This window comes from Acetonema longum DSM 6540, assembly GCF_000219125.1.
GTDB classification, from domain to species: domain Bacteria; phylum Bacillota; class Negativicutes; order Sporomusales; family Acetonemataceae; genus Acetonema; species Acetonema longum.
Genome location: NZ_AFGF01000085.1, coordinates 43,698 through 67,923, shown reverse-complemented (window position 1 = coordinate 67,923; position 24,226 = coordinate 43,698). Strand labels below are relative to the sequence as shown.

Sequence of the window (24,226 nt, the reverse complement as noted above, 5' to 3'; positions counted from 1 at the left end):
TGTGAATATAGTCAGTCATTTTATGCGCGGGCAGATCCTATCCCTGTCCTGGCCGGTGGTGCTGGAGATGACCGGGGTGATGCTAGTCGGTTTAATCGTAACCGCCATGGTTGGTCAATTGGGGGCAGTCAGTCTGGCGGCAGTGGGTCTGGCTACTGTCGTACAAATGTCCGCTGCCATGGTGTTTGCCGCTGCCGGCACCGGCGCAGCCGCCATCATCGCCAGAGAGGCCGGCGCCCGGCAGTGGGAGACAGTTCGGCGGATCACCGGGCAGGCTATAACGCTGGCGCTGATTTTTGGACTGTTCTTGGCCGCTATCGGTTACCTGGGAGCGGAACTTATTTTTCAGCTCGTCGATGCCGATCCGTCGGTAGCCCAGTTAGCCGGCAGTTTGTTAAAAATAGTGTTCCTGGTTTCGCCAACCTTTCTGGTGATGTCGGTTGGCTGTGCGATCCTGCGCGGGGTGGGACGCACCAGGGACTCATTCCTGATTAGTTTATTAAATAACGGTTTGAACATTGCCATTAGTTATCTGGCCATTTTCGGCATTGGGCTGCCGGCAGCCGGAGTATACGGAGCGGCCTGGGGGATTGTTTCCGGTCAGGTGACCGGAGGAATAGCGGCTGTGGTGATGCTGATGCATCAGCCTTTGATCCGTCTGAGCCTAAAGGACATGACAGTCTATCGCCCCGATGATGTCCGGCGCATTCTTCGCATTAGTCTGCCGGCCGGCATGGAACAACTGGCCATGCAGGGGGGCAGGGTTGCCTTTACCTTTCTCCTGGCCGGAGTAGGTCCGGTACAATTTGCCGCCCATCAAATCGCCATGCAGGTTGAATCGATCTCCTTTTTGCCTGGATTCGCCTTTTCCGTGGCCGCCATGACCCTGGTGGGGCAATCCCTGGGCCGGCATATCCCCCATCGGGCTGAACAGTATGCGAGGTTAACCCGGACCATGGCTATAGGGCTGATGAGCGGACTGGGGTTTGTTTTCATTTTTTTCTCCCAGCCTCTGACCCGTCTGTTTATTCAAGACCCGGCTGTCATTGCGTGGGGTTCGGCCTGTGTCATGATCGCGGCGGCGGAGCAGCCTACCCTGGCCTTGTATTATGTCATGGCAGGAGCCCTGCGCGGCGCCGGTGACACCAAGTGGCCGATGTATGTAACTGCAGTGGGAGTTTGGCTGGTGCGTATACCCCTTGTTTACCTGTTCATCGAGGTCTGGGGTTATGCGATAACCGCCGCCTGGTGGATTACCGCCCTTGACTTTTTACTGCGCAGCGCGGTGATGTGGCACCGCTTCCGCGCCGGCAAATGGAAAGAGGAAGGGGCTTGCTGACATTTGCCAGGAATAAATTTCCTAACCAAGAATCTGCCAACAGTGGCATAATCCTTCTATTTCGATGCATTCTAACAATGATGCAATGATAAAACCGAAAGGGGGGATTATGCAACATGCTAACCGCTAAAGAATTGATGCATCTGGAAGACTTTCTCAGCATGGAACAGTGCTGCGGGAATTTGATGAATCATTTTGCCAGTTCCATGCAGGATACCCAAGGAAAACAGCTTTTGCAGCAGATCGGTCAAAAGAGCCAGCAAAATTTCCAAACTATGAAAAAGCATCTGGGCGCAGGTCAAACTCTGCAGTAACGCCGGCAAAATCCGAATTAATCAGAAATAAGAGGTGAATCATTTTGGCGCAGCAAGGTCAACAGAATCAATCCGGCCAACAAGGCCAGATGAGCGGCCAGGGCATGCAGTTCAGCGACCGGGATGTCCTGCAGGTATGCTTAAACGAATCGAAACATATGGCGGAAGCGCTGAATACTTATATTCTTGAGGCCAGCAACGAGCAATTAAGACGGGATTATATGACCGTTCTGGGGGATATCTATACCCAGCAGCAGCAACTATTCAACCTTATGCAGCAAAAAGGCTATTATCAGGTACAAAACGCCAATCCCCAGGATATCGCCCAGGCTCAGTCCAAATTCAGCGCACAGGCGCAGCAGCAAGGCCAAATGTCTTAAGTCGAACTGCTTTGACAAGACGCGGATGGCAGATTCATTTCCTGTCTATCCACTAGCACGCATGCATTCCGACACAGAAAAAAGTCCTGAAAATTATTTTTATAGGACTTTTTTCTTTATTTATGCGGAATGATCTTGACAGAAAGAGGGCAAAACGGTATTATTATAATGTGAAGATAATTATTATTACATGATATTTTTAAAAAAGTAGGTGTTGTTTGTGGAATGCCGCGTGACATCATTATTGCGTGACAAGGGATTTAAAGTGACTCCGCAGCGTTTGGCCATTTATGACGTTTTGGCCAAAACTAAGGCTCACCCCAGTGCAGAAATGATTTTCAACGAATTGCAGCCGCTTTATCCGACTATGAGTCTGGCTACTGTATATAAAACCATTGAAATCCTTAAAGAACTGAAACTCATTCAGGTATTAAACGTGGGGGAAGACAGTTTCCGCTATGACGCTAAGACAGACAATCATCCCCACATAAACTGCTGTAAGTGCGGCAAGGTGGAGGATATCCTGGGAATTGACGCCACCGATTTCATCGATACGATTGCCAGTCAGACTTCCTACAGACTGACCGGACAGCAGTTCTATTTTTACGGTGTATGTTCGGAGTGTCAGAAGACAGAAAAATTGCCCCAATAGCTTCACGTTTCAGCCGTAAAGGCCCAAAAAAGATCTCCGCCGCTGCGGGGATCTTTTTTTGCGGNGTTTTTTTGTTTACATAAAGTACCGGTGGGCGAAAGTGCTTTAATGTGATATACTGAGGGGACGGAGAGGAGGGGTACTATGAACAAGACAGTACCTGTGAGCCTGGCTCCGGTGCTGATTCTGATCATTGCTGCTCTGTGCGTGCTGTATCCGTTCCGCCTGCATAAGCTGGTATATTCAACGGTGCGTCAAGGGGCTCAGGTCAAGCAGAACTATGAGACCCGTCAGCTGGAGGTTCTGGAGACCGGTCACTTCCGGGTCAAATACCATGCCGGCGACAGAAAGATGGCCGAAATAGTAGCCCAAACCGCGGAGAATTCCTATCAGCCAGTGACCGCGCTGGTAGGGAAGGCCCCGGCTGGCAAGACGCTGATAGTAATGCACAGCGATAAAGATGAGTTATATAAGGCATTTGGCTGGACGGGAAACCAAAGCGCCATGGGGGTATACTGGGGCGGAGTGATTCAGGTTCTGGCGCCGGATGTTTGGCTGCAAGACAAGGTATCAGCGAAAGAATTTATGCGTACCGGCCCCATGGTCCATGAGTTTACTCACCTGGTATTTGACTATCGGACCAACGGCAACTATTCCCGCTGGTTTACCGAAGGGCTGGCCCAATATACCGAATACAAGATTAACGGCTATGAATGGCTGACCCCGGACAACACCCTGAATGGCAGACTGTTTACTCTGGATGAGCTGGATGCGCAGTTTGACTCGCTGGACAATCAATCGTTGGCCTATCGTCAGTCCCTGGCGGCTGTCCGCTACATCGCCGAGGTTCACGGGGAACAGGCGCTGCAGCAGGTGATTCAGAGCCTGGAACAGGGAGAAAAGATCGACAGGGCCGTTCAAAAGGCTACCGGCCTGAATTATCAACAATATGAGGCCGCTTGGCTGGAATGGGCCAAGGATCATATGAATCATAGCGGTGATACGGATATTAGCACCGGTTATCCATAAAAAGCATCCTTTACTGACCTTAAGGGCAGCTGAGGATGCTTTCTACATAGAAGGCGAGCATCCAAAAATGTGGTACCTGAGGAATTCTTGTGGCAGAAGCTTACCCATGGTACAATAAACATTAGCAATACTTATGTACGAAAGTTAAATTCTACACTACAAAGAGGGGATCAACGATGCGCTTATTCCAGGCTTGTGATATTCGCGGCATTGCCGGTAAAGATCTGACGGACGAAATGGCGGCCAGGATCGGCCGGGCGGTGGGCGTCAAGCTGTCCGGACAAAAAGTAGTGGTGGGCGGCGATGTGCGTCTCTCCACACCGGGACTGCAGGCCATCATGGTCAAAGCCCTGGCTGAATCAGGCTGCCATGTGCTGGACATCGGCACGGTGGCCACGCCGGTATTTTATTATGCATTGAAACAGACTCAGGCTGACGGCGGAGTCATGGTGACAGCCTCCCACAATCCCGCCCCCTATAATGGTTTTAAACCGGTTCTCGGCAGTCAGCCTGTTACTGAGGAGGATATCGCCGAAATCGGCGAAATGGTGGCGGAGAACGCCCGGATTGATGCTACCGGCAAAATAGAGCAACTGACGGTCATAGAGGATTATCTGGCGGATACGGCAGCCAAGGCGGCCCCCGGCAAGCTGCGGGTCGTAGTGGATGCCGGCAACGGCGCGACTTCGACCATTGCTCCCAGGCTTTATCGCAGTCTGGGCTATGAAGTTATTGAACTTTTTTGTCAGCCTGACGGCCTTTTTCCCAACCGGGCGCCCAATCCGGCCCTGGCCGAGAATTTGGTTGCATTAGGCGAAGCGGTACGTCGGCACGGCGCAGCCTTAGGCATTGCTTTTGACGGCGACGGGGACCGGGTGGGCTTCGTGGATGAGCAGGGCCGCGCTGCCGACAATGATGATATCCTGGTCTTACTGGCCCGACATTATCTGGAAAAATCCGCCGGCCCGGTAATCTATGACGCCAAATGCTCCATGGTGGTACCGGAGGAAATCGCCCGGGCCGGCGGTCGACCGGTGATGGCCAGAGCTGGCCATACCTTCAGCAAGACCGCCTTTATCCGGGAAAAAGCTCTGCTGGCCGGTGAGATCAGCGGCCACTTCTTCCTCTCGGAATTAGGCTATGACGACGCCATGTTTGCCGGACTGAAAGTGGCTGAATTCGTGGCCGCCCATCAGTCCCTGGCCGCCTTGCTGGACGATATTCCCAACTACCTTTTGACCCCTGACATCCGGGTCCCCTATAGCGGCAGCGATAAGGAAGCCATTCTGGATGATATTGCCTACAAACTGGCCATTTATCAGCCTAATCGCATTGATGGCGTACGGATTGACTTTCCCGATGGCTGGGCCATGATCCGGGCCTCGGTCACCGAACCCTTATTTACCCTGCGGTTCGAGGCTAAGTCAGCACAGCGGCTGACGGAAATTGCCGGCCTTTTACTGAATGCTGTGCCGGAGGCAGTCCGTCAAGCCGTCGTGGAATGTACGCCCCGGGAATATATACAATATTTTACAAGAGCCCGACTGTAAGAGGAAAATGACCGATAAAGGCGAATAATGAAATATGCCCAAACTGTCTGTAAAGGAGCCCTTTCCATGGAAATTCATGTCTTGGCCAGCGGTTCGACTGGCAATGCTACCTGCCTGAAGTTCGGCGAAACTGCCGTTCTGGTAGATGCCGGCATCAGCGCCCGGCGGATCAAAAAGGGACTGGACGAAGTGGGCATCGGCGTGGAAAACCTGTCAGCCGTACTGATTACCCATGAGCATACCGATCACATTAACGGACTGAAAACTTTGATGAAAAGATACCAGGTACCGGTCTATACCCGTCCTGACACATGGGATGCCATATCATTCCGTTCTCTTTTGCCTGAGGTCCGCTGCCTCCCCTTGGCTGACAGCCTGGATATCGGCAATGTCAAAGTCGAGCCCTTTTCCATTTCCCATGACGCAGCCGACCCCGTGGGGTTTTCCTTTTACCATGCCGGCCGGAAATGCTGCCTGGCGACAGACTTGGGATTCGTAACGGATCCGGTAAAAAAAGCTCTCACCGGATCCGACACCGTAGTCTTAGAAGCCAATCATGATGTAGATATGCTGAAAACCGGCTCTTACCCCTGGCCCCTCAAGCGGCGCATCATGTCCAACAAAGGCCATCTGTCCAATGTGGATGCCGGCTGGACCTTAGTCCGGCTGGCTCAAAACCGTCATACCGACATTTTTTTAGCACATCTCAGCCGTGAAAACAACCGCCCGGACATTGCCCAGACCACCGTGACCGGCATTTTGGAAGAAGCCGGGTATACTCAAACTGCGGATTTCACACTCTATGTAACGTACCCCGATCGTACGGTGAGTTCTGATGCGGACGGGCAAAAATAGCGATAATTCCGAGATGCTTCACATCTCTTAAGGAGGATCATTATGAGCAAGTGGTATCGTACTTTGGCGCCTTATTTCATTATTGCCGTTTTTGGCGCTCTCATCGGCGGTGGTCTGGTATTGGGCTACGGAGGGAATTTCCTGGCTAAACCCATACCTCAGGCGCAGCAGTCCTTTCCACCCATCGCTCAGGCCAGTATCTCCGACGCCCGCAACACGGCGATTGTCCGCGCAGCACAGCAGATCTCCCCGGCTGTTGTCGGCATCACCAATAAAGCCTATGCCCGGGACTTCTTCAATCGTAAAGTCCTGGTTGACCAAGGCCAGGGCTCCGGCGTCATCTTTGACGCTAAAGGGTATATTGCCACCAATTATCATGTGGTGCAAAATGCCGCTGAAATTACAGTTTCCCTGCTGGACGGACGCAATTTCCCGGGAAAAGTGCTGGGAGTTGACCCGGCAACCGATCTGGCTGTCGTAAAAGTAGAGGCAACCGATCTTCCCGTGGCCGCTTTCGGCGATTCTGATCAGCTGATGGTCGGCGAACCGGCCATCGCCATCGGCAATCCCCTGGGCGTAGAATTCAAAGGCAGCGTTTCCGCCGGCATTATCAGTGCCCTGAACCGCTCCCTGGAAATCGGCGAACGCCGCTTCAAGCTGATTCAGACCGATGCCGCCATCAACCCCGGCAATTCCGGCGGAGCCCTGGTTAACGCCGACGGAGTGGTTGTCGGCATCAACAGCGCCAAGATTTCCTTTACCGGTGTGGAAGGCCTCGGCTTTGCCATCCCCATCAACACCGCCCGCCCCATCCTTCAGTCCATTATTGAAAAAGGTAAAGTCGTCCGTCCCTATTTAGGCGTCGGCGTCCTGGACAAGAAAACCGCCGCTCAATACGGTTATGAACTCAACGCCGAAAAAGGCGTTTACGTGGCCAACCTGACCCTAAACGGCCCGGCGGATAAAGCCGGCATTCAGCGAGGCGACCTGATCATCAGGATCGCCGGCATGGAGACCAACACCGTAGTTGACCTCAGAGCCGCCGTTGAAGGCAAGCCCATCGGCAGTACGGTCGAGGTCATCCTGCAGCGGAATAACAAGGCCATGACCCTGAACGTAGTATTAGAAGAAATGCCCAATGAGCAGCAATAAATGAGAATCAGCATTGTCTGCGTTGGCAAAATCAAAGAAAAATACCTCACCGCCGGCATCGCTGAATACACCAAGCGTCTAACCCCTTACTGCCGCCTGGATATCATCGAAGTTGACGAAGAGCGCATGCCGGACAACCCCTCCGACGCCGAAAAACAACAAGTCCTCAGCCGCGAAGGCGATAAACTTTTAAAAAACATCAGGGCTGCCAGTTATCTGGTAGCCCTTGATGTATATGGCAAGCAGCTGTCCTCGGAAGAGTTGAGCGCTAAACTGGATGATTTGGCGCTAAAGGGGCAGAGCGATATCACTTTTGCTATCGGAGGCGCATTTGGCATTGCGCCTCAGGTATTGGCTGCGGCTAAGGAGAGACTGTCGTTTTCGAAGATGACGTTTACGCATCAGATGGTGAGACTGCTGCTGGCGGAGCAGATTTATCGGGCGGTGAAGATTGGTAGAGGAGAACCGTATCATTGGTAATGGCGAAAAATAAGTCGAAGTTCCTGCAAGTGTTTGGATATTTGCAGGAACTTTTGTATTTGAACAGTAATTTATATAAAAACAAACCGTCCAGCGCGGTAGGAGAGGAAGGGTCTTATGCTGGAGGTGTACTGGGGCTGCCTGGCATTTGGCGTGGCATTTGCGGTGATTACGATTCTGTTTGGCGATATTGCCGATAGTGTGTTTGACGGCGTGCTTGACTCTTTTTCTGTTGAGCATGGCGATTGGTTTGAGCCGGTGGTTCTTGTCGGGGGAGTAGCCAGCTTCGGCGGGGCAGGCGTGATATTGAGCGGATATACGGATTACAGTGCGGTTAGCGTCATTGTTTTGTCAACGCTGGCAGCATCCTTCTTGTCTGTGTTGGTGAATTTTGTCTACGTCAGGCCGATGAAACAAGCCGAGAACTCTGTCGGTTTTTTCACCAAAGACCTGATTGGCAAAACGGGCGAGGTGATAATCCCCATTCCGGCATCCGGCTATGGCGAGGTATTGCTCAAAGTGGGGGCCGGCCATACCAACCAAATAGCGGCAAGCAGCGAAACCCTGGATATTCCTGCCGGCGCTCCGGTCATCGTATCGGCGGTCAGAGACGGAGTTTTGTATGTGTCAAGTCAGGGAGAACGCGCTGAAGAATAGGCCTGAAAAGTGGAGGAGGAACATAATATGATTATCGTAACGGTATTGGTTGTCCTGATTGTTTTGGGTTTAGCGTTTTGGGCGCGATATCGAACCGTTGGCCCTGATGAGGCCATGATTGTAACCGGTTCCTTTTTGGTAGGGGCTGACGTGCTTACCGATGAATCGGGGCGGAAGATTAAAATCGTCAGGGGTGGCGGTGCATTCATTCTGCCGATTTTTCAACAGGCGGATAATTTATCCCTGCTTTCGCACAAACTGGATGTTATGACACCCGAGGTTTATACTGAGCAGGGAGTGCCGGTCATGGCGGACGGAGTGGCGATTATCAAGGTCGGCAGCGCCATTGAGGATGTGGCCACCGCTGCCGAACAGTTCATAGGAAAGCCTTCGGAGGCATTGAAAGCTGAAGCGCAGGAGGTTTTGGAGGGCCATCTCCGGGCCATTTTGGGAACCATGACGGTAGAAGAAGTATACCGCAACCGGGATCGCTTCGCTCAGGAAGTGCAGAGCGTGGCGGCCCGCGATTTAAAAAAGATGGGCCTGCAGATCGTATCCTTTACCATTAAGGACGTGCGGGATAAACAGGGGTATCTGGATGCCCTCGGTAAACCCCGCATCGCCGCCGTCAAGCGGGACGCGGAAATTGCCGAAGCCGAAGCGATGCGCGATGCCCGCATCAAAAAAGCCCTGGCAGATGAGCAAGGGCAAAAGGCGGAACTGCTGCGTGATACCAATGTTGCCGAGGCGACCAAGGAAAAGGAACTCAAGATTGCCGTCTTCAAACGCGAGCAGGATACAGCCAAGGCGGAAGCCGACCAAGCTTACAGCATCCAGCAAGCCCGTTCGGAACAGATAGTCACCCAGGAACAGATGAAGATCGAAATCGTGCGCAAAGAGCGGGAAATCGATGTGCAGGAAAAGGAAATTCTGCGCCGGGAAAAGCAATTTGATGCGGAAGTGAAAAAGAAGGCCGATGCTGATCGCTACGCAGTGGAGCAGGCGGCTGAAGCGGCCAAGGCCAGAGAAATCCTAGAGGCTGACGCCCTCCAGTATCGTATTGAGGCGGAAGCCAAGGCCAGTGCCGAACAAAAGCGCCTGGAAGGTTTGGCGATCGCCGACGCCGAGCGGGCCAAAGGAACAGCTGAAGCTGATGTTGTGCGCCTAAAAGGCTTAGCGGAAGCACAGGCCAAAGAAAAGCTGGCCGAAGCCTTCGAAAAATTCGGCGAAGCCGCTGTGCTGGATATCGTCATCCGCATGCTGCCCGAATTGGCCGGAAAAATCGCCGAGCCTTTAAAAACCATTGATAAACTGACGGTGGTGGATGCCGGCGGCGGCGACGGGGCGGTAAAGGTCAGTAAATACGTGACTGCTTTAATGGCAACAGCTCCCGAAATGCTGAAAAATGTTTCGGGCGTAGATATGGAGCGTATGATTCAGGGCTTGCTGCATCAGCCGGCGAAAGCGGATGAAGAAACAAGGACGGAAGATTGATAAGAGCGAAGTTCGAAAGACGTTTTGGCAAGCTTATAGAATTGGAATTGATTATTGAAGACAAAGCAGGAAACCGCTGCGTTATGCAGCGGTTTCCTAAGTTATTCTTATCAGGAACATCCTTTAATCAGGAAGCTTCCTGCTGTTTTCGCGTTTTTACCCACTTTATGAGCTTTTCAGCCGTATTGTAAATATTTTTAGAGTTCTTGGTAAGCAGGGGGCCCATAATAGCCAGGATCAGCACGTATAAAACAGAGAAGGATTGTACGACCGGTAACAGCCCGCCGGCCTTGCCGATGTTCGCCATAATAATCGAAAATTCTCCGCGACTAACCAAGGTTAATCCGATATTAGCCGCTGCGCGGTGTGATAGCCCGCCAATACGCCCGGCAATCTGGCCGGCAAGAAAATTGGCGATTACCGTCAGCAATACTCCGGCAAGGGCGACTCCGACCGACCCACCCAAGGAAAAGGGGTCGATGCTCAGTCCGAAACTGAAAAAGAACATGGCGCCGAAGAAATCGCGAAACGGGATGACCAGGTGTTCAATTCGCTTCACATGCATGGAATCCGCCAGGACAATTCCGATTAATAATGCGCCGATAGCCTCCGCTACATGCAGGGTCTCGGAAAATCCTGCAACTATAAACAGCATGGCGACAACGAGGAGCAGGAAGATTTCTCCCGACTGAATGTTCAGTACCTTGTCGACGTGACCGATAATTTTTCGACCCATGAATAAACAGAACAGGATAAACCCGAGAGCCCCCAGGGAAGTTCCCAGTATACCCAGCAAAGTAGTCTGCCCGCTTAGCACCAACCCGGACAAAATGGACATGTGAATCGCGATGAATAGATCGTCAAACATAATCATGCCCATGATAATTTCCGTCTCCGGATTAGCCGTGCGTTTCAGATCAACCAGAACTTTGGCGACAATAGCGGTGGAAGAGCTGACCATAATACCGCAGACAACCATGGTTTCGGCTAGGGGATAACCCATCATCCAACCTAACAACAGCCCGGCGCCAAAATTGAGGGCCACATACAAGATCCCCCCTGTGATGATTGTCTTTCCGGATTTTAAGAGACGCCCCACGGAAAATTCCAGGCCAAGATAAAAAAGCAAAAACAGTACGCCGAGCCGGCCTAGAAAATCAATGAATACTACGCTCTCAATAAAGCGGAAATCAAAAATTCCAAGCTGCGGGGCATGTGGTCCAACCGCCATGCCGACGAGAATATAAAACGGAATAATGGAAAACTGAAATTTATTGGAAAGCAGCCCCGCAAAGGCAATTAAAGCAACGGCAAGGCCGAGCTCAAAAATGAGTATATGCATAGTTTCCCTCCCTCATTCCAAATTCGTATGAGTTGCTTTCATAAAATTGGCTTCCGTGCGGTAGGATATCTTTTAATGCTTTTACTTGTTGTATTCGCTGGCAATTACGAGGATGGAATCAGTGTCGAAAGTATAGTCAATCGTTTCTAACGCCTTAGGCACAGGCCATATCACCGATGATCCCGGTGAATCTGAGCTTCCTCATCATCCAGAATACCCACAGAGACGCTTGCGGCGGGGTTCTCCGACGCAAAAAATCAAATTTCTGCGGCCGTTGTTATGAATAACAATCGCCACTTTGTCACCGCTGCGGGGCATAAGCCGGAATTGCGCCCGATTTCTGGCAAATCGGATTCATAAATATCCACTGCAACCGTCTCTTTGACAAAACGGCAGTTGAAAATTTTTCTCACATTATTATTATAGCATAGGTAAAATTTTTGATCAAATTCCGTCTTTTTTGGTTGTTTTCTCATGTTAACTTCATAAAAGACTATTTAACTCAATATTACACCGGCTACCTTTATGATTTGAGGCCTAAAGTTGTGCTGACTCGATTTTTGCGCTGTACTGGCCGGGGAGTATCTGAATAACTATGGAAATATAAAACGGCATCTCGTAACGAGATGCCGTAGAAGTGCCCGGCTATGCGTTCGTATGTCCATATGCTGTGGGCGTTGCTGTGCGGGCATAATGGGCGCTCACATCGGTAATGGCCTTGAGTCGTTTTGTCAAGGGGGGATGAGTCGAAATAATGGTGGCCAACCAAACAAATAAACCGCGCTCCGTGTCGGCTTGCCGAAGAAAAGCGTTCACATTGACCTTGTTGTAGATCTTTTTGCCGGCGGCTAGAATCAACAGGCCGTTGACCGCGCCGTCAGGGACATAGTAAGCGCCGAAACTATCGCAAGTGTATTCGCAGCTGCGCGAATACGCTGGGCCCAAAAACGGAATCAACAAGCCTGGATACACCAACCAGCGGCGTGATAAGTGCTTCTGTTTGATGTGCGCCAGTTCATGGGCTACAATAAACGCCAGGGCATCCTCCCCTTCTTCATAGGCTAATTCCAAAACATCCGAAAAAATAATAACGAAGTTACGCCCCAGGAAACGAGTCGCCATAGCATTCAACGTTCCGCCAGCCTGCATGACATAAATATCCGGGACGGCCAGATTCATTTTGGCTGCCAGATCAGTGGCCAAATGATAGACCTCCGGGAATTGGCTTTCCGACACTTTGACGGAATTGGTGCGAACCTCTCCTAAGAATACTCCAGTAGCGATCCAGACCATTAAGGCAAGAAATAAGATATAAATGATTCCCACGATACTGAGGATTAACGCAAGATAGGTCATGATGCTGAATATGAGGCAAACAATAAAAAAAGCCTTTTCTTGCGGGTGTGGCAGTGGCTTATTCATGTACTCACTCCTTTGCAGTTATATTGGTTATCTATAATATATCGTAAGAACTTCGACATTTCTAAACAAAGTTGGCTAAGAAAACCGGCAAAATTGTGTGTCGGGGACGGGGTTATTAAGAAATGTCATAAAATCAAGCACCGGATGTTTCTTCTTTTCCGATAAGTTCTCGAAATCCTTTAACAGCTTTCCGCAGGAGCCATGACGCCACCTTTGTAGTTATAGGATGAAAAGGTTTAAGAGAAGTTCCTGCAATATGTTGATATTTGCAGGAACTTCTTTATTTGTATGGTAATTTATTGGTAGGAAGTAGAGCAGGAGTTGCCTGTTGGAGCTAAAGTACAAAAATCTAATAAGACTTGAAGAGAGGTAAACTATGGGTAAATTTAAATTAGCGCTTATCGGTTGCGGCTACCTTAACGAAATTGTAGCTAATGCATGGAAGGACGGCTATCTGCCGGAGTATGAACTGATTGGCGTTCTGGGAAGGGATTCTGAGCGTGTAAAAGCATTCGCGGAACGGCACGGTTGTAAGGCCTGGGCCGATATTGACGAACTTTTGGCAATAAAGCCGGATTTTACGGCGGAGGCCGCATCCGTTAAAGCTGTTCAGGATTACGGTGAGGCGATACTGAATGCCGGTTCAAACCTCGTTGTGCTGTCAATTGGCGCCTTTGCCGATCGCGAGTTTTACGAACGCATAAAAAATACCGCTGCCCGGAATAAGCGCCGGGTATACATCGCCAGCGGCGCTGTAGGCGGTTTTGATGTTCTGCGCACAGCCGCTCTGATGAGCCCGATTAGAGCTTCCATCGGCGCGCAGAAGGCTCCGGCTTCACTTAAAAATACGCCGCTTTTCAATGGGGAATTAATGGACATCACGGCGCCGCAACAGGTGTTCAGCGGCACCACCAAGGAAGCGATTGCCTTACTGCCGACCAAGGTAAATGTAGCAATTGCTACCGCCCTGGCCAGCGCGGGTCCGGAAAATACAGCCATGACAATCCAAGCCGTGCCGGGCTTCAAAGGCGATGAATATAAAATTGAAATACAAGGGGCAGAAGTACGCGCTGAGCTCAACATCTATTCACGTACCAGCGCGATTGCCGCTTGGAGCGTAGTAGAAGTTTTACAAAATGCCGTAGCGCCAATTGTATTTTAGGAGTATATGCAGATGTTTAAAAAAATAGTTGCCATAGAACCGGTAAGCCTGATACCGTCAGCTCAGCAGAAACTCTATGATTACGCAAAACAAGTCGTGTTGTTTGATAATATTCCGCAGGACGATGCAGAAATCATTCGCCGTATTGGCGATGCTGACGCCGTATTGCTCAGTTATACCAGCCGCATAGAAAAAAACGTACTTGATGCCTGCCCCAACATCCGCTATATTGGCATGTGCTGCAGCTTATATTCCGAAGCAAGCGCCAATGTGGATATCCGTACCGCCCGTGCCAAGGATATCACCGTTTATGGCATCCGCGATTATGGCGACCAGGGCGTTGTCGAATATGTAGTCTGCGAACTCGTCCGCTATCTCCATGGTTTCGGCGGTAAACAGTGGCAAGAACTGCCGGTAGAACTTACGGACTTAAAAGTCGGTATCGTTGGACTTGGTACTTCCGGTCAGATGATAGCCGCCGCACTTCAGGCCCTGGGGGCTGATTTATATTATTTCAGCCGCACCCGCAAACCGGAACAAGAAGCAAAAAATATCAAATACCTGCCGTTGAAAGAATTGCTGCCTACAGTGGATGTCGTCTGCACCTGTCTGAATAAAAACGTTATTTTATTCCACGACGAACAATTTGAGTGGTTTGGTCACCACAAAATCATGTTCAATACCTCCATAGGCCCGTCCCACGATGTTGCCGCCCTTGCCAAATGGCTCGCCCACGGAGATAATGAATTTTTCTGTGACACTGCTGCCGCCCTTGGGGATAACACAGGTAAGCTTCTTGCCAGTCCCCATGTAAACTGCATGAATATATCATCCGGTCGCACCCAACAGGCTTTTGACCGGTTGAGTGAAAAAGTGCTGAAAAATATTGAAACATTTCTAGGAGGCTAACTCACTATGTATCAGATCGTTATAATCCATGATTCGCAACAACTGGAACAAGCCTTTCACATCCGGCGTAAGGTCTTTATTGACGAGCAGCATGTGCCGGAAGAATTGGAAATGGATGATTATGATCGTCAGGCCGATACCCGGCACATTCTGTTGCTGGATGATCAGGGGCAGGCAGTGGGAACCGCCCGATTCCGCCCTTATGGCGGCGGCGTGCTGAAAATTGAGCGGGTAGCCGTGACGGGCAAGCAAAGGGGTCAGGGCGTTGGCAGAAGAATCATGGAAGCCATTGAAGCTGAGGCGAAAAAAGAAAAGTATGATTCGTTAAAACTATCGGCCCAGCTGCATGCCAAATCGTTTTACGAAGGTCTGGGGTATCAGGCTAAGGGGCCGATATATATGGACGCCGGCATTGAACATGTGGATATGTTCAAGCAGATATCCCAAGAACTATGACCGAGGTTAACAAAGCGTATGCTGCAGCTTTCCTATACGCGCTCATCATCGGCTTTTCCTTTTTGTTCGTAAAAATTGCTTTAAGCGCAGCCAGCCCAATGGATACTCTGGCTCATCGCTTTACCATTTCCTTTGCCGTTGCTTCTATCCCGGTTCTAACCGGGCATATCCGGCTGGAGTTGAACAGCAGGGATCTGATGACTATATTGCCCTTAGCGATATTTTACCCTGCCTTGTTTTTTGCTTTTCAGGCGTTTGGCTTAGCCTGTGCGTCTTCCTCAGAAGCCGGCATTATTCAAGCGACTGTCCCGATTTTTACCTTAATCCTGGCCGCACACTTTTTAAAGGAATATTCTACAACAAGGCAAAAATTCGCGACTCTAGTGTCCGTCGCCGGGGTTGTCTACATTTTCGCCATGAAAGGCGCTGCGCTTGAACTGACAAACGCCAAAGGAATGGCCCTGATTCTTCTTTCAGCGTTGTCCGCAGCGTGTTATAGTGTTTTGGCCCGTAAGTTGACCAGGCGATATTCACTGCCTTTATTGACATACATAATGACAGCGTTCGGCATGATTGCCTTTAACGGTATCTCAGTCATACAGCACTTCGCCGGTCAAACCCTGGCTGATTACTTTATCCCTTTGGCCAGCAGGAATTTTTTCATCGCCGTTTTATACCTTGGCGTATTGTCATCCCTGGGAACGTCCTTTTTGAGCAATTATGCCCTGTCTAAGATGGAAGCGGCTAAGATGAGTGTATTCAATAATTTAGCGACATTGATCACCATTTTTGCCGGCGTGGTTTTTCTGCAGGAACGGCTGGAATATTTTCATATCATCGGTGCGGTCATTATCATTATCGGCGTTATCGGCGCTGCCTCCCGGAGCCCAATGCATCGCGAAGAACGATCATAACAGACAGAAACCCTTGCGGCCGGTCCTGGCCGCAAGGGTTTCTGCTTTTCCGGAATTGATAAGGAGACCGTGCTGTTAGGAGCTGATCCGATGGTATTACAGAATAGAAGTAAACCGGCTCATTTTTGCCATACGACCCCAAATGAGCCGGTTCACTTTAACTGGCTTAACAGGGAAGGACTTCGTAAGAGCGCTTCGCGAAATATATAATTAAAGAAATGGGAATTGTAAAATGGCCAGTGACTATCATAATACTACCGATAAACAGTTGTAAGACCTTCTGCGAAAGGACGATTTATATGGCGAACAAAAGACAGTTGAAAATGAAAAGAGTTGGCGTGGAACATCTTGAACAGTACAATGAATTGCTGCGGTACGTGTTTCAGGTAACCGATGATGATCTGCGCAAGGTTGGCTGGGAGGAACGGGACATCGTTCATGCCAAATCGCCGGCTTTGGAACAGGCGGAGGTCTGGGGCTGGTTTAACGGCGATAAGTTAGTGTCGCAGGTGGCGGTTTATCCGCTTCAGGTAAGGATATTCAATAGAACCTACGACATGGGCGGCCTTACCGGTGTCGGTACTTTCCCGGAATACTCCAATCAAGGCTTGATGCACAAGCTGCTGTATCAGGCGCTGGAAAAAATGGCGGAGAAAAAGCAGTCGATTTCCTACCTGTATCCATACTCCATTCCTTACTATCGCCGCAAGGGATGGGAGATCATTTCCGATAAAATTGTTTTTGAGGTGAAGGATTATCAGCTGCCAAAAATTAAGCAGGTTTCCGGTGAAGTCGGGAGGGTTGGCATCGAAAGTGACGATGTAAAAAAGGCGTATCACCGGTTTGCCCTTCAAACCCATGGAGCCATGCTGCGGGATGATTTGGCCTGGAGCGAATACTGGCGGTGGGATCTGGATGATCTGATGGCCGCTGTGTATTACAGTGATGACGGACAGCCGGACGGCTATATTCTTTACTGGATTGCAGACGAAATTTTCCACATCAAGGATATGATTTCTGTCAATGAAGAAGCCCGCAGCGGGCTGTGGAATTTTATCAGCGCTCACTTTTCCATGATTTCAAAGGTCGTAGGCAATATTCATACGGACGAGCCGCTGGCATTTTTACTCGAGGACGCAGACATCAAGGAAGTAATATCACCTTATTACATGGCCCGTATTGTGGATTTGGAGCAGTTTATCGCCCAGTATCCCTTTAAGCCGGATACCAAAGAGCGGGAATGGAGTTTTATTCTCGATGATCCGATGCTTTCCTGGAACCAGGGGTCCTTTACCCTGCGCATCGACCCGGACGGGAAGGGGGCAGTCGTCCGCACGGCGGAGCGCCGCCGCCGCAGCGCCAGGATCGATATCCAAACCATGACGACCATGCTGCTGGGATACAAGCGGCCGGATTATTTGCATAAAATCGGACGCATTGCCTGCGGCCCGGACACGGTGGATATGCTGGAGGATGCGATTGAGCAACAGACCCCTTATTTTTCGGACTACTTTTAGAAAACGGAAAAATGGGGCTATCTCCTGCTTTAACGGACAGCGCCATTTTTTCCTATTATGTTTGAGATATTTCGACAGGCTTTGTTTTGTAGAATAAGCTGGCTCACGTTACCATTTTTTGCGAAGCTTCAGATAGTACAATCCCATACAGACACTTGTCGTAAGCCAGGTAATGGGATAAACCCAGGCAATCGCCACAGCGCCGGGCGCCATATGGGATATAATCATTACATAAATGGGGCGAATCAGACACATATTCACCAGAATAATTAAGGTTGGTTCCAAATTTTTGCCGCTTCCCCGAATAAACGCAGCCAAAATCTCTAAAAACACATACATAAAATACCAGGGAAAAACATTCATGGCAATCTGTGTCCCAATGCCAATGACTGCCGTATCCTTTGTAAACAGGCGAAAAGCCTGCTGGCAAAAGACCAGGGCTGTTATGCTGGATACAGCGGCAACCCCCAGCCCCAAAGCAATGCTTGCCCTGGTTCCCCGGATCGCCCGGTTCGGCTTGCATGCCCCGATATTCTGGCTGGTAAACGTAATGTTAGCCTGACCGATAGCGACAATCGGCAGGTAAATAAACAGTTCTACTTTGAAATATGCCGTAAATGCCGCGATGCTATCGATTCCCAGCAGGTTGATGTGATTTTGCACAATCAAGTTCGATAAGGTTACCAGCATGGCCTGTATGCCGGCAGGCACGCCGATTCGCATAATGCTGCGCAGGGTATGGACTTTAAGCCGTATTGCCCGTATGGTAAGGCAATACGGCTGATCCAAAAATGCCAGCCGCCGAAACACTAAAACAGCCGCGAGACTTTGAGAGAACAGAGTAGCCAATGCCGATCCCTGTACACCCCAATGGAACCAACCGATAAACAGCCCGTTGGCCGCAATATTAACTATGCCGCCAATCAACTGATAGATCATCGGCGAGCGGGAATCGCCAAGCCCTCTGAGCACACCTGCGCCGATATTGTATCCGGCCATGCTTGTCAGACTTGCAATATAAATTCGCAGGTATTCTAAGGCAAGGCCATAGATGGCGTCAGGGACATTGAGCCATCGCAAGAACAGAGGCGCAAGCCCATAACCGGTCAGTGTCAAAGCCAGTCCGCCGGCGATGCTTACCATAAAGGCCATGGATACAACGGCTTGGAGCTCCCCATGCTGTTTGGAGCCAAAGAACCGGGCTGCCAAAACATTAGAACCAATGCTGGCACCGGTGAAGAAGGCCACCATGGACGCCACCAGCAAACTGCTTGCTCCCACTGCCGCGGCAGCTTCTTTTCCCAGCAGCTGCCCGATGAAAATAATGTCGACCGTATTATACAGCTGCTGAATCAGGCTGCTGCCCAAAAGCGGCAAAGCAAACAGAACCAGCGGTTTTATGATGCTGCCTTGTGTCAGGCCTGCCTGCCTTGCATCGTCAGATGTTTGATTCGGCATACCGCTCCAGGCCGTAAGCTACCAACGCTTGGCCCTGCTTTACCGCCAAGCTGCCTGTATAATAAAACACCGTTCCGTCAGCTTGAGCCCGGTACTCAGTTATGGTGTTCCCGAAAAAATCCTCCATCCGTCCGAGCAAATCACCCTCTTTGACATCTGTATTGGCAGTAATGGCAGGGAACCAGAGGCCTGTGTGCAAGGCAGACAAATAGATCGTTTTATGAAACACCTTTTTGGGGCATACAGTATGATTGTCATCGAAAGGATATACAGCCAGATGCCTGAGCAAAAGCCGGATATCCCGGTAATATGCCTCAACCCAACTATCTTTGCACAGGCCGCTGTGGCCGCGTTCCAACAACAGCCCCGGGATTTTCAAGGAGTTAGCGGCATAGCTGTAGTGGCCAGTTGTTGCCGTTGAGGCGATCAAATACGGAATATCGGTGACGTAAGCAGCGGCTTTGGCTGCCTGCCGCACCGCATCGCCTGCGGTATCCGGGAAAAACAGGCATGGCGTCAGCGGCTCCATGGCGCTCCCGCTATGCAAGTCAATGATAAAGTCTGTTTGAGGAAATATGTCTTTCACAAAAAAATCGGCGATTCGCTCGCCTGCCGTGCCATTAGGCTTACCAGGGTAGTTGGCGTTGAGATTGGCGCCATCTGACGGCACATCCCGGCTGCCTGTCCAAAATCCGCCGGTGTTAACACAAGGGATGATCAAGATTTGCCCGGTTACAGCCGCCGGGTCAATTTCCTTTGCTGCTCTGATTGCCGCAGCGATACCCGGATATTCATCGCCATGAACCGCCGCCGTAATTAAAATAGTTTTTCCGGGCTTTACCCCTTTGATCATCACCGCCGGCATTTCGCAGCCGGCCATATCCGCCGCCAGCATAATCTGTTTTTTTCCACCGGATGCGACAGTCTGCCCGCATATTGTCCAGATATTCATAGTATCCCGCTCCTGTCACAGTGCGTATTTAACTCAACAATAGATGACACGCCGCCTGATGCTCCGCGGCAATCCTTCGCAGCGCCGGCTGCTCATGCCGGCAAATCTCCGCGCAGCTGGGACAGCGGGTATGAAAAGAGCAGCCCTGCGGCAGGTCAAGGGGACTGGGTACATCTCCTTCCAGCGTGTTGACCGGTTTGCCAAAATCCATATCTGTTGCGAAAACAGAACTCAAGAGCGCCTTGGAATATGGATGGCAGGCCTGATCCCACACCTGATCCCCGGGCAGCGATTCCACAACACCTCCCAGGTACATAATCATTACCCGATGCGCCATCAGCTGGACGAGGGCCAGATCATGACAAACAAAAATGATCGACAGTCCGCGCTGACGTTGAATGTCCGCCAGCAGCTCAATAATCTGCCGCTGCACCGACACATCCAAGGCGGAAGTGGCCTCGTCACAAATCAAAATATCCGGGTCAAGGGCTAGCGCCCTGGCTATACCCAGCCGCTGACGCTGGCCCCCGCTCATAGAATGAGGATATCGATTCGCGTACTCTTTGGGCAAGCCCACCAATTCCAACAACTCGTCCTGCTTGTCCCTCGTTTCTTGCCGGGAAAGCCTGCGAAAATTGCGGAGGGGTTCGGTAATGGCTTCGCCGGCCTTCATGCGCGGAAAAAAACTGGCGGCCGGATCCTGAAATACCATTTGGATATGGCAGCGATGGCGGCGCAATGATTCACCTTTGAGAAAAGTGATCTCTGTGCCATTGAAAAACAACTGGCCTTCCGCAGGGCGCTCCAATTGTGCCAAAATCCGCAGCAGTGTACTTTTGCCGCAGCCGCTTTCGCCCACGATCCCCAGTGTTTCTCCCTTGCGCAGCCTGACATCCACAGCGCGGCAAGCGGTGAGAATGCAACCGGTATCGGTTTTGTAGCGCTGGGTCAGTCCTTTCCCCTCCAAAATAAATTCAGACATAGCGTTTCCCCCTCATGGACGGGACGGCATCCAGCAGATCCCGGGTATAAGCGGCAGCCGGCTGATGCAAAAGTTCCTCCCGGGTTCCCTGGTCAACGATGCAGCCATCCTTCATGACAATGATGCGGTCTGCCATATAGGCAGCCACACCAAGGTTATGGGTTACCAGCAGAATCGCAGCGCCATATTTCTCGCGAAGCTCCAGCATCTGCCGGATAATTTGCGATTGGGTTGTAACATCCAGCGCGCTGGTGGGCTCATCAGCCAAAAGAAGCTGCGGCTGAAAAACCATCGCCATAGCGATGCCGACCCGCTGGCGCATCCCGCCGGAAAGCTGAAAAATATAGGAATTCATGATGGTTTCGCTATGGGGCAGCCCCATATGCTCCAGCATCACCCGTCCCATCTCCCAGGCCTCCTTCTTCTGTACAGACCGGTGGGTACAAATGTATTCAACAAACTGGCTTCCAATCCGGCGGATGGGGTTGAGCATAGCCCCCGAATCCTGAAAAATCATCGATATTTGCCTGCCGCGTAAAGCCCGCCATTCGTTGGGCGATAACGTGAGCAGAGAGTTTCCGTTAAACAGAATATCCCCGTTGACGACTTCGCCGTCGCCGGGTAAGAGCCCAATTGCCGTCCGGATGGCGGTAGTTTTGCCGCTGCCGCTTTCCCCGACCAAAGCGACAATCTCTCCTTCCGCTACATCCAGTGTAAAGTCTGTAAGGGATGGCTCTCCATCCCCATAGGCAACCGATATATTACGGAATTGAAGCATCATAGCATCACCTTGCAGGCTTGATGTCGGTGGTCAGCCAATAATAGTCGATAGTGGCAATATCTGCCCCTGAAACCTTGCTGGCCCGGCTGAACATCCGGCTGTTATAGTAGCCGTAGGCGATTGTAGCGGCATCGTCAATCAGAATCTGCTGCAGCTGGGTAATGAGCTCCACCCGGCGATCTTTGTCCATCTCTACCATCAACTGCTCAAAGATAGCGTCATACTTGGGATTGGAATAATAACCGAAACCGCCGGAATTGCCGGAGTACCAGTTACCTAAGAAGGCTTGGGGGTCACCTACACCCATGGTAAGCGTATTGCATGTCCACAGGTCGAACTCTCCTGCCTTTAACAGGGCCAGGGCAGTGTCATAAGCCCGGATATTGACCGTTACCTTAATGCCGATTTCGGCCAGCTGGAGGGCGACAGCCTCGGCGAAATCGTTCAGATTGCGGCTGGTAAAGGCAACATGATCCAGATTGATCATTTTTCCGTCAAGTTCCCGCCAGCCGTCACCGTCTGTGTCCACAATGCCGGCCTTGTCCAATAGGGCGATAGCCGCCTGTTTGTTGAAGGGGAACGGGTTGGTCAGCTGGTCATAATTATATGCCAGGGAGGAAGGCAATACCGAGATACCCGGTTTGTACATGCCTGCCGTCGTGATATCGCACATAGTTTGTTTATCCAATGCCATCATAATGGCCTGACGCAAGGCATCATTTTTCAGCACCCCGCGGAAATTCATATAGGCGTTGGCGGTACGCACGCCTGCCGCAGTGGAGACATAGTAGGCATTGTCACCGGAAAGCGCCTTCAAATCGCTGGCGGTGGTAATGTTCTCGACCAGATCCACATCGCCGCTCTTCAGGGCCATGGCTTTGGTGGAACTATCGTCAATAAACATAACCGTAACCTTTTCATAAGGAGCAGCTCCATTCCAGTAATGAGGGTTGCGGGACATCTCCACGCTGACGCCGGCTTTAAAATTGTCCACCTTATATGGCCCTGTCCCGATAATTTCCCGGTCGGCCACAGACGCATCAATAATGGCGAAATAGGGGTGAGACAGAATGCCGGGAATATTAGAGGTAGGCTTACTGCACACGATGGTTACCGTTCCGGCTGCGTCATCTGCCGTAATGGAATTGTAAATCAAGTAACCCTTCGGCTTGGAGTTGCCTTTGCCGCCCTGGGCGGCATCGGTATTTTTGTACAGACGTTCAATAGACTCCTTGACGGCGGTAGCGGTAACATCGTTGCCGTTGGAGAACTTAACGCCCTTGCGGATATGCAATGTCCAGACGGTGTAATCGTCCGAAGCCTTATAACTGTCGCACAGATTGGGCTCGGCTACCACCTTGGAGGAAAAGCGGAAAAGACTCTCAGTGACGGCAAACCGCATCGCGACCCAACTGGAATTCTCATTATTTGCCGGATCGAAGGAATCTGAATAATTGTAGCAGCCAAACTTCAGATGATTTTCGGCGGATACCTGCTGTGAACTGCCGCCGCAGCCCGTTAATGTGACAGCCAGGATGCAGACAACCAGCAGCAATGCTGCAATTTTGATTTGCTTGTTCATGTTGTTACTCTCCTTTTTTTCTGGAAAATATTGGTTTGCTCCTTCGGGTCAAGAATATCCCGCAAGCTGTCCCCTAAGAGGTTGAACGCCACCACGGTAATGAAAATGGCAAGCCCGGGAAAAATCATCAGCCAGGGCGCCGCTTCCAGGTAGGCCCGCCCTTCATTGAGCATATATCCCCACTCAATAGAGGTGGACTGTGCGCCCAGACCCAGGAACGAGAAGGCGGCAAGCTCCAGCATCATTCCCCCCATATCGGTGGCGGCCGCAATGGCTAAGGTGGGCAAAACCGAAGGCAGCATATATCGCCAAAGGATATACCGCGTGCGGGAACCGGACATAATGGCAGCTAAAATATAATCCTGATGTTTGGTTTTTAGTACCAGGCTGCGGGCCAATCTTGCGTACTTGGTCCAGCTAACGATAGTGATGGCGATTACGGCATTGGTGATGCTCGGCCCCATGATGCCGGCCATTGCGATGGCAAGCGCCATACCCGGGAAGGATACCATCATATCGGAAGCACGCATGATTACAGTATCGGTCTTGCCGCCTATGTACCCGGACAAAACCCCGAGTCCGCCGCCTACGGTAAAGATGCTTAGCACTAAGACCAAAGTGGAAGCCAGCGAGGTGCGAGTACCATAAATAACCCGCGAGAACAAATCCCGCCCCATACGATCGGTTCCAAACCAGTGATCGCTGCTTGGCGGTTTGTTGGCTGCCGTCAACACAGCCTGTCCCGGATCATGGGTGGCAATCTGCGGCGCAAACACCGCCACTGCCACGATGCATAACACAAAGGCTAGAAATATGTAAAATTGATATCTGCTCCGCGCCATCGCCG

The 24,226-nt window shown here is 50.9% G+C and carries 24 protein-coding genes; 16 read left to right on the top strand and 8 right to left on the bottom strand.

The genetic code is table 11. The features are described from left to right. Nucleotide 1: 1 nt before the first annotated feature. The 11 genes from ALO_RS10435 to ALO_RS10385 all read left to right on the top strand — a co-directional run bounded on the left by ALO_RS10435 (nucleotide 2) and on the right by ALO_RS10385 (nucleotide 9,902). A complete protein-coding gene (locus tag ALO_RS10435) occupies nucleotides 2-1,339 on the top strand; it encodes an MATE family efflux transporter (protein WP_004095484.1) in 1,338 nt (445 codons plus the stop codon). Nucleotides 1,340-1,455: 116 nt separating this feature from the next. After that, a complete protein-coding gene (locus tag ALO_RS10430) occupies nucleotides 1,456-1,653 on the top strand; it encodes a hypothetical protein (RefSeq protein ID WP_004095483.1) in 198 nt (65 codons plus the stop codon). A gap of 44 nt (nucleotides 1,654-1,697) precedes the next feature. Further along, entirely contained in the window at nucleotides 1,698-2,033 is a 336-nt protein-coding gene (locus ALO_RS10425; RefSeq protein ID WP_004095482.1) for a spore coat protein, read from the top strand. A 220-nt stretch (nucleotides 2,034-2,253) separates the two neighbouring features. Continuing rightward, complete coding sequence (gene perR, locus ALO_RS10420) at nucleotides 2,254-2,685, top strand: transcriptional regulator PerR (RefSeq protein WP_004095481.1); 432 nt, start codon at nucleotides 2,254-2,256, stop codon at nucleotides 2,683-2,685. A 144-nt stretch (nucleotides 2,686-2,829) separates the two neighbouring features. Beyond that, a complete protein-coding gene (locus ALO_RS10415) occupies nucleotides 2,830-3,714 on the top strand; it encodes a peptidase MA family metallohydrolase (RefSeq protein ID WP_004095480.1) in 885 nt (294 codons plus the stop codon). Between the two features lie 176 nt (nucleotides 3,715-3,890). Beyond that, nucleotides 3,891-5,264: a phosphomannomutase/phosphoglucomutase gene (locus tag ALO_RS10410; RefSeq protein ID WP_004095479.1), complete on the top strand. Its 1,374-nt coding sequence runs from the start codon at nucleotides 3,891-3,893 to the stop codon at nucleotides 5,262-5,264. A 66-nt stretch (nucleotides 5,265-5,330) separates the two neighbouring features. Next, nucleotides 5,331-6,119 carry an MBL fold metallo-hydrolase gene (locus tag ALO_RS10405; RefSeq protein WP_004095478.1) on the top strand — a complete coding sequence of 263 codons (789 nt, stop codon included), beginning with the start codon at nucleotides 5,331-5,333 and terminating at the stop codon, nucleotides 6,117-6,119. A gap of 42 nt (nucleotides 6,120-6,161) precedes the next feature. Next, nucleotides 6,162-7,271, top strand: a complete 1,110-nt coding sequence (locus ALO_RS10400; protein ID WP_004095474.1) for a S1C family serine protease — start codon at nucleotides 6,162-6,164, stop codon at nucleotides 7,269-7,271. After that, entirely contained in the window at nucleotides 7,272-7,751 is a 480-nt protein-coding gene (gene rlmH, locus ALO_RS10395) for a 23S rRNA (pseudouridine(1915)-N(3))-methyltransferase RlmH (RefSeq protein ID WP_004095461.1), read from the top strand. Between the two features lie 117 nt (nucleotides 7,752-7,868). Then, nucleotides 7,869-8,408, top strand: a complete 540-nt coding sequence (locus ALO_RS10390) for an NfeD family protein (RefSeq protein ID WP_004095460.1) — start codon at nucleotides 7,869-7,871, stop codon at nucleotides 8,406-8,408. A gap of 27 nt (nucleotides 8,409-8,435) precedes the next feature. After that, nucleotides 8,436-9,902: a flotillin family protein gene (locus ALO_RS10385; RefSeq protein WP_004095459.1), complete on the top strand. Its 1,467-nt coding sequence runs from the start codon at nucleotides 8,436-8,438 to the stop codon at nucleotides 9,900-9,902. A gap of 127 nt (nucleotides 9,903-10,029) precedes the next feature. Here ALO_RS10385 and ALO_RS10380 read toward each other — a convergent pair whose 3' ends face one another. Both ALO_RS10380 and ALO_RS10370 read right to left on the bottom strand, forming a co-directional pair. Then, nucleotides 10,030-11,244 (bottom strand): cation:proton antiporter, encoded by a 1,215-nt coding sequence (locus ALO_RS10380; RefSeq protein ID WP_004095458.1) that lies wholly within the window; start codon nucleotides 11,242-11,244, stop codon nucleotides 10,030-10,032. Between the two features lie 645 nt (nucleotides 11,245-11,889). Continuing rightward, the gene (locus ALO_RS10370) at nucleotides 11,890-12,666 is read right to left on the bottom strand and encodes a M48 family metallopeptidase (protein ID WP_004095456.1); all 777 of its coding nucleotides are present in this window, start codon (nucleotides 12,664-12,666) and stop codon (nucleotides 11,890-11,892) included. A 376-nt stretch (nucleotides 12,667-13,042) separates the two neighbouring features. On the opposite strand from ALO_RS10370, the gene ALO_RS10365 reads away from it, so the two are divergent. The 5 genes from ALO_RS10365 to ALO_RS10345 all read left to right on the top strand — a co-directional run bounded on the left by ALO_RS10365 (nucleotide 13,043) and on the right by ALO_RS10345 (nucleotide 17,624). After that, the gene (locus tag ALO_RS10365) at nucleotides 13,043-13,828 is read left to right on the top strand and encodes an aspartate dehydrogenase domain-containing protein (protein WP_004095455.1); all 786 of its coding nucleotides are present in this window, start codon (nucleotides 13,043-13,045) and stop codon (nucleotides 13,826-13,828) included. A gap of 12 nt (nucleotides 13,829-13,840) precedes the next feature. Beyond that, a complete protein-coding gene (locus ALO_RS10360; protein ID WP_004095454.1) occupies nucleotides 13,841-14,737 on the top strand; it encodes a D-isomer specific 2-hydroxyacid dehydrogenase family protein in 897 nt (298 codons plus the stop codon). Nucleotides 14,738-14,743: 6 nt separating this feature from the next. Continuing rightward, the gene (locus tag ALO_RS10355; protein WP_004095452.1) at nucleotides 14,744-15,193 is read left to right on the top strand and encodes a GNAT family N-acetyltransferase; all 450 of its coding nucleotides are present in this window, start codon (nucleotides 14,744-14,746) and stop codon (nucleotides 15,191-15,193) included. Further along, nucleotides 15,190-16,107 (top strand): DMT family transporter, encoded by a 918-nt coding sequence (locus tag ALO_RS10350; RefSeq protein WP_004095451.1) that lies wholly within the window; start codon nucleotides 15,190-15,192, stop codon nucleotides 16,105-16,107. Before ALO_RS10355 ends, ALO_RS10350 begins: the two co-directional genes overlap by 4 nt. Nucleotides 16,108-16,406: 299 nt before the next feature. Then, entirely contained in the window at nucleotides 16,407-17,624 is a 1,218-nt protein-coding gene (locus ALO_RS10345) for a GNAT family N-acetyltransferase (protein WP_004095449.1), read from the top strand. A 108-nt stretch (nucleotides 17,625-17,732) separates the two neighbouring features. Here ALO_RS10345 and ALO_RS10340 read toward each other — a convergent pair whose 3' ends face one another. Genes ALO_RS10340 through nikC form a run of 6 tightly spaced genes read right to left on the bottom strand, consistent with a single transcriptional unit; the run spans nucleotide 17,733 to nucleotide 24,221 of the window. Next, nucleotides 17,733-19,082, bottom strand: a complete 1,350-nt coding sequence (locus tag ALO_RS10340) for an MATE family efflux transporter (protein WP_004095446.1) — start codon at nucleotides 19,080-19,082, stop codon at nucleotides 17,733-17,735. Next, on the bottom strand, nucleotides 19,063-20,034 hold the full coding sequence (locus ALO_RS10335; protein WP_004095444.1) for a M14 family metallopeptidase: 972 nt from the start codon (nucleotides 20,032-20,034) through the stop codon (nucleotides 19,063-19,065). Before ALO_RS10335 ends, ALO_RS10340 begins: the two co-directional genes overlap by 20 nt. 28 nt (nucleotides 20,035-20,062) lie before the next feature. Then, nucleotides 20,063-21,016, bottom strand: coding sequence for an oligopeptide/dipeptide ABC transporter ATP-binding protein (locus tag ALO_RS10330; protein WP_004095440.1), 954 nt, complete (start codon nucleotides 21,014-21,016; stop codon nucleotides 20,063-20,065). Then, nucleotides 21,009-21,794, bottom strand: coding sequence for an ABC transporter ATP-binding protein (locus ALO_RS10325; protein ID WP_004095438.1), 786 nt, complete (start codon nucleotides 21,792-21,794; stop codon nucleotides 21,009-21,011). The genes ALO_RS10330 and ALO_RS10325 overlap by 8 nt, the downstream gene beginning before the upstream one ends. A gap of 7 nt (nucleotides 21,795-21,801) precedes the next feature. Continuing rightward, nucleotides 21,802-23,379, bottom strand: coding sequence for an ABC transporter substrate-binding protein (locus tag ALO_RS10320; protein WP_004095436.1), 1,578 nt, complete (start codon nucleotides 23,377-23,379; stop codon nucleotides 21,802-21,804). Continuing rightward, nucleotides 23,376-24,221, bottom strand: a complete 846-nt coding sequence (nikC, locus tag ALO_RS10315; protein ID WP_004095434.1) for a nickel transporter permease — start codon at nucleotides 24,219-24,221, stop codon at nucleotides 23,376-23,378. Before nikC ends, ALO_RS10320 begins: the two co-directional genes overlap by 4 nt. Nucleotides 24,222-24,226: the final 5 nt, after the last annotated feature.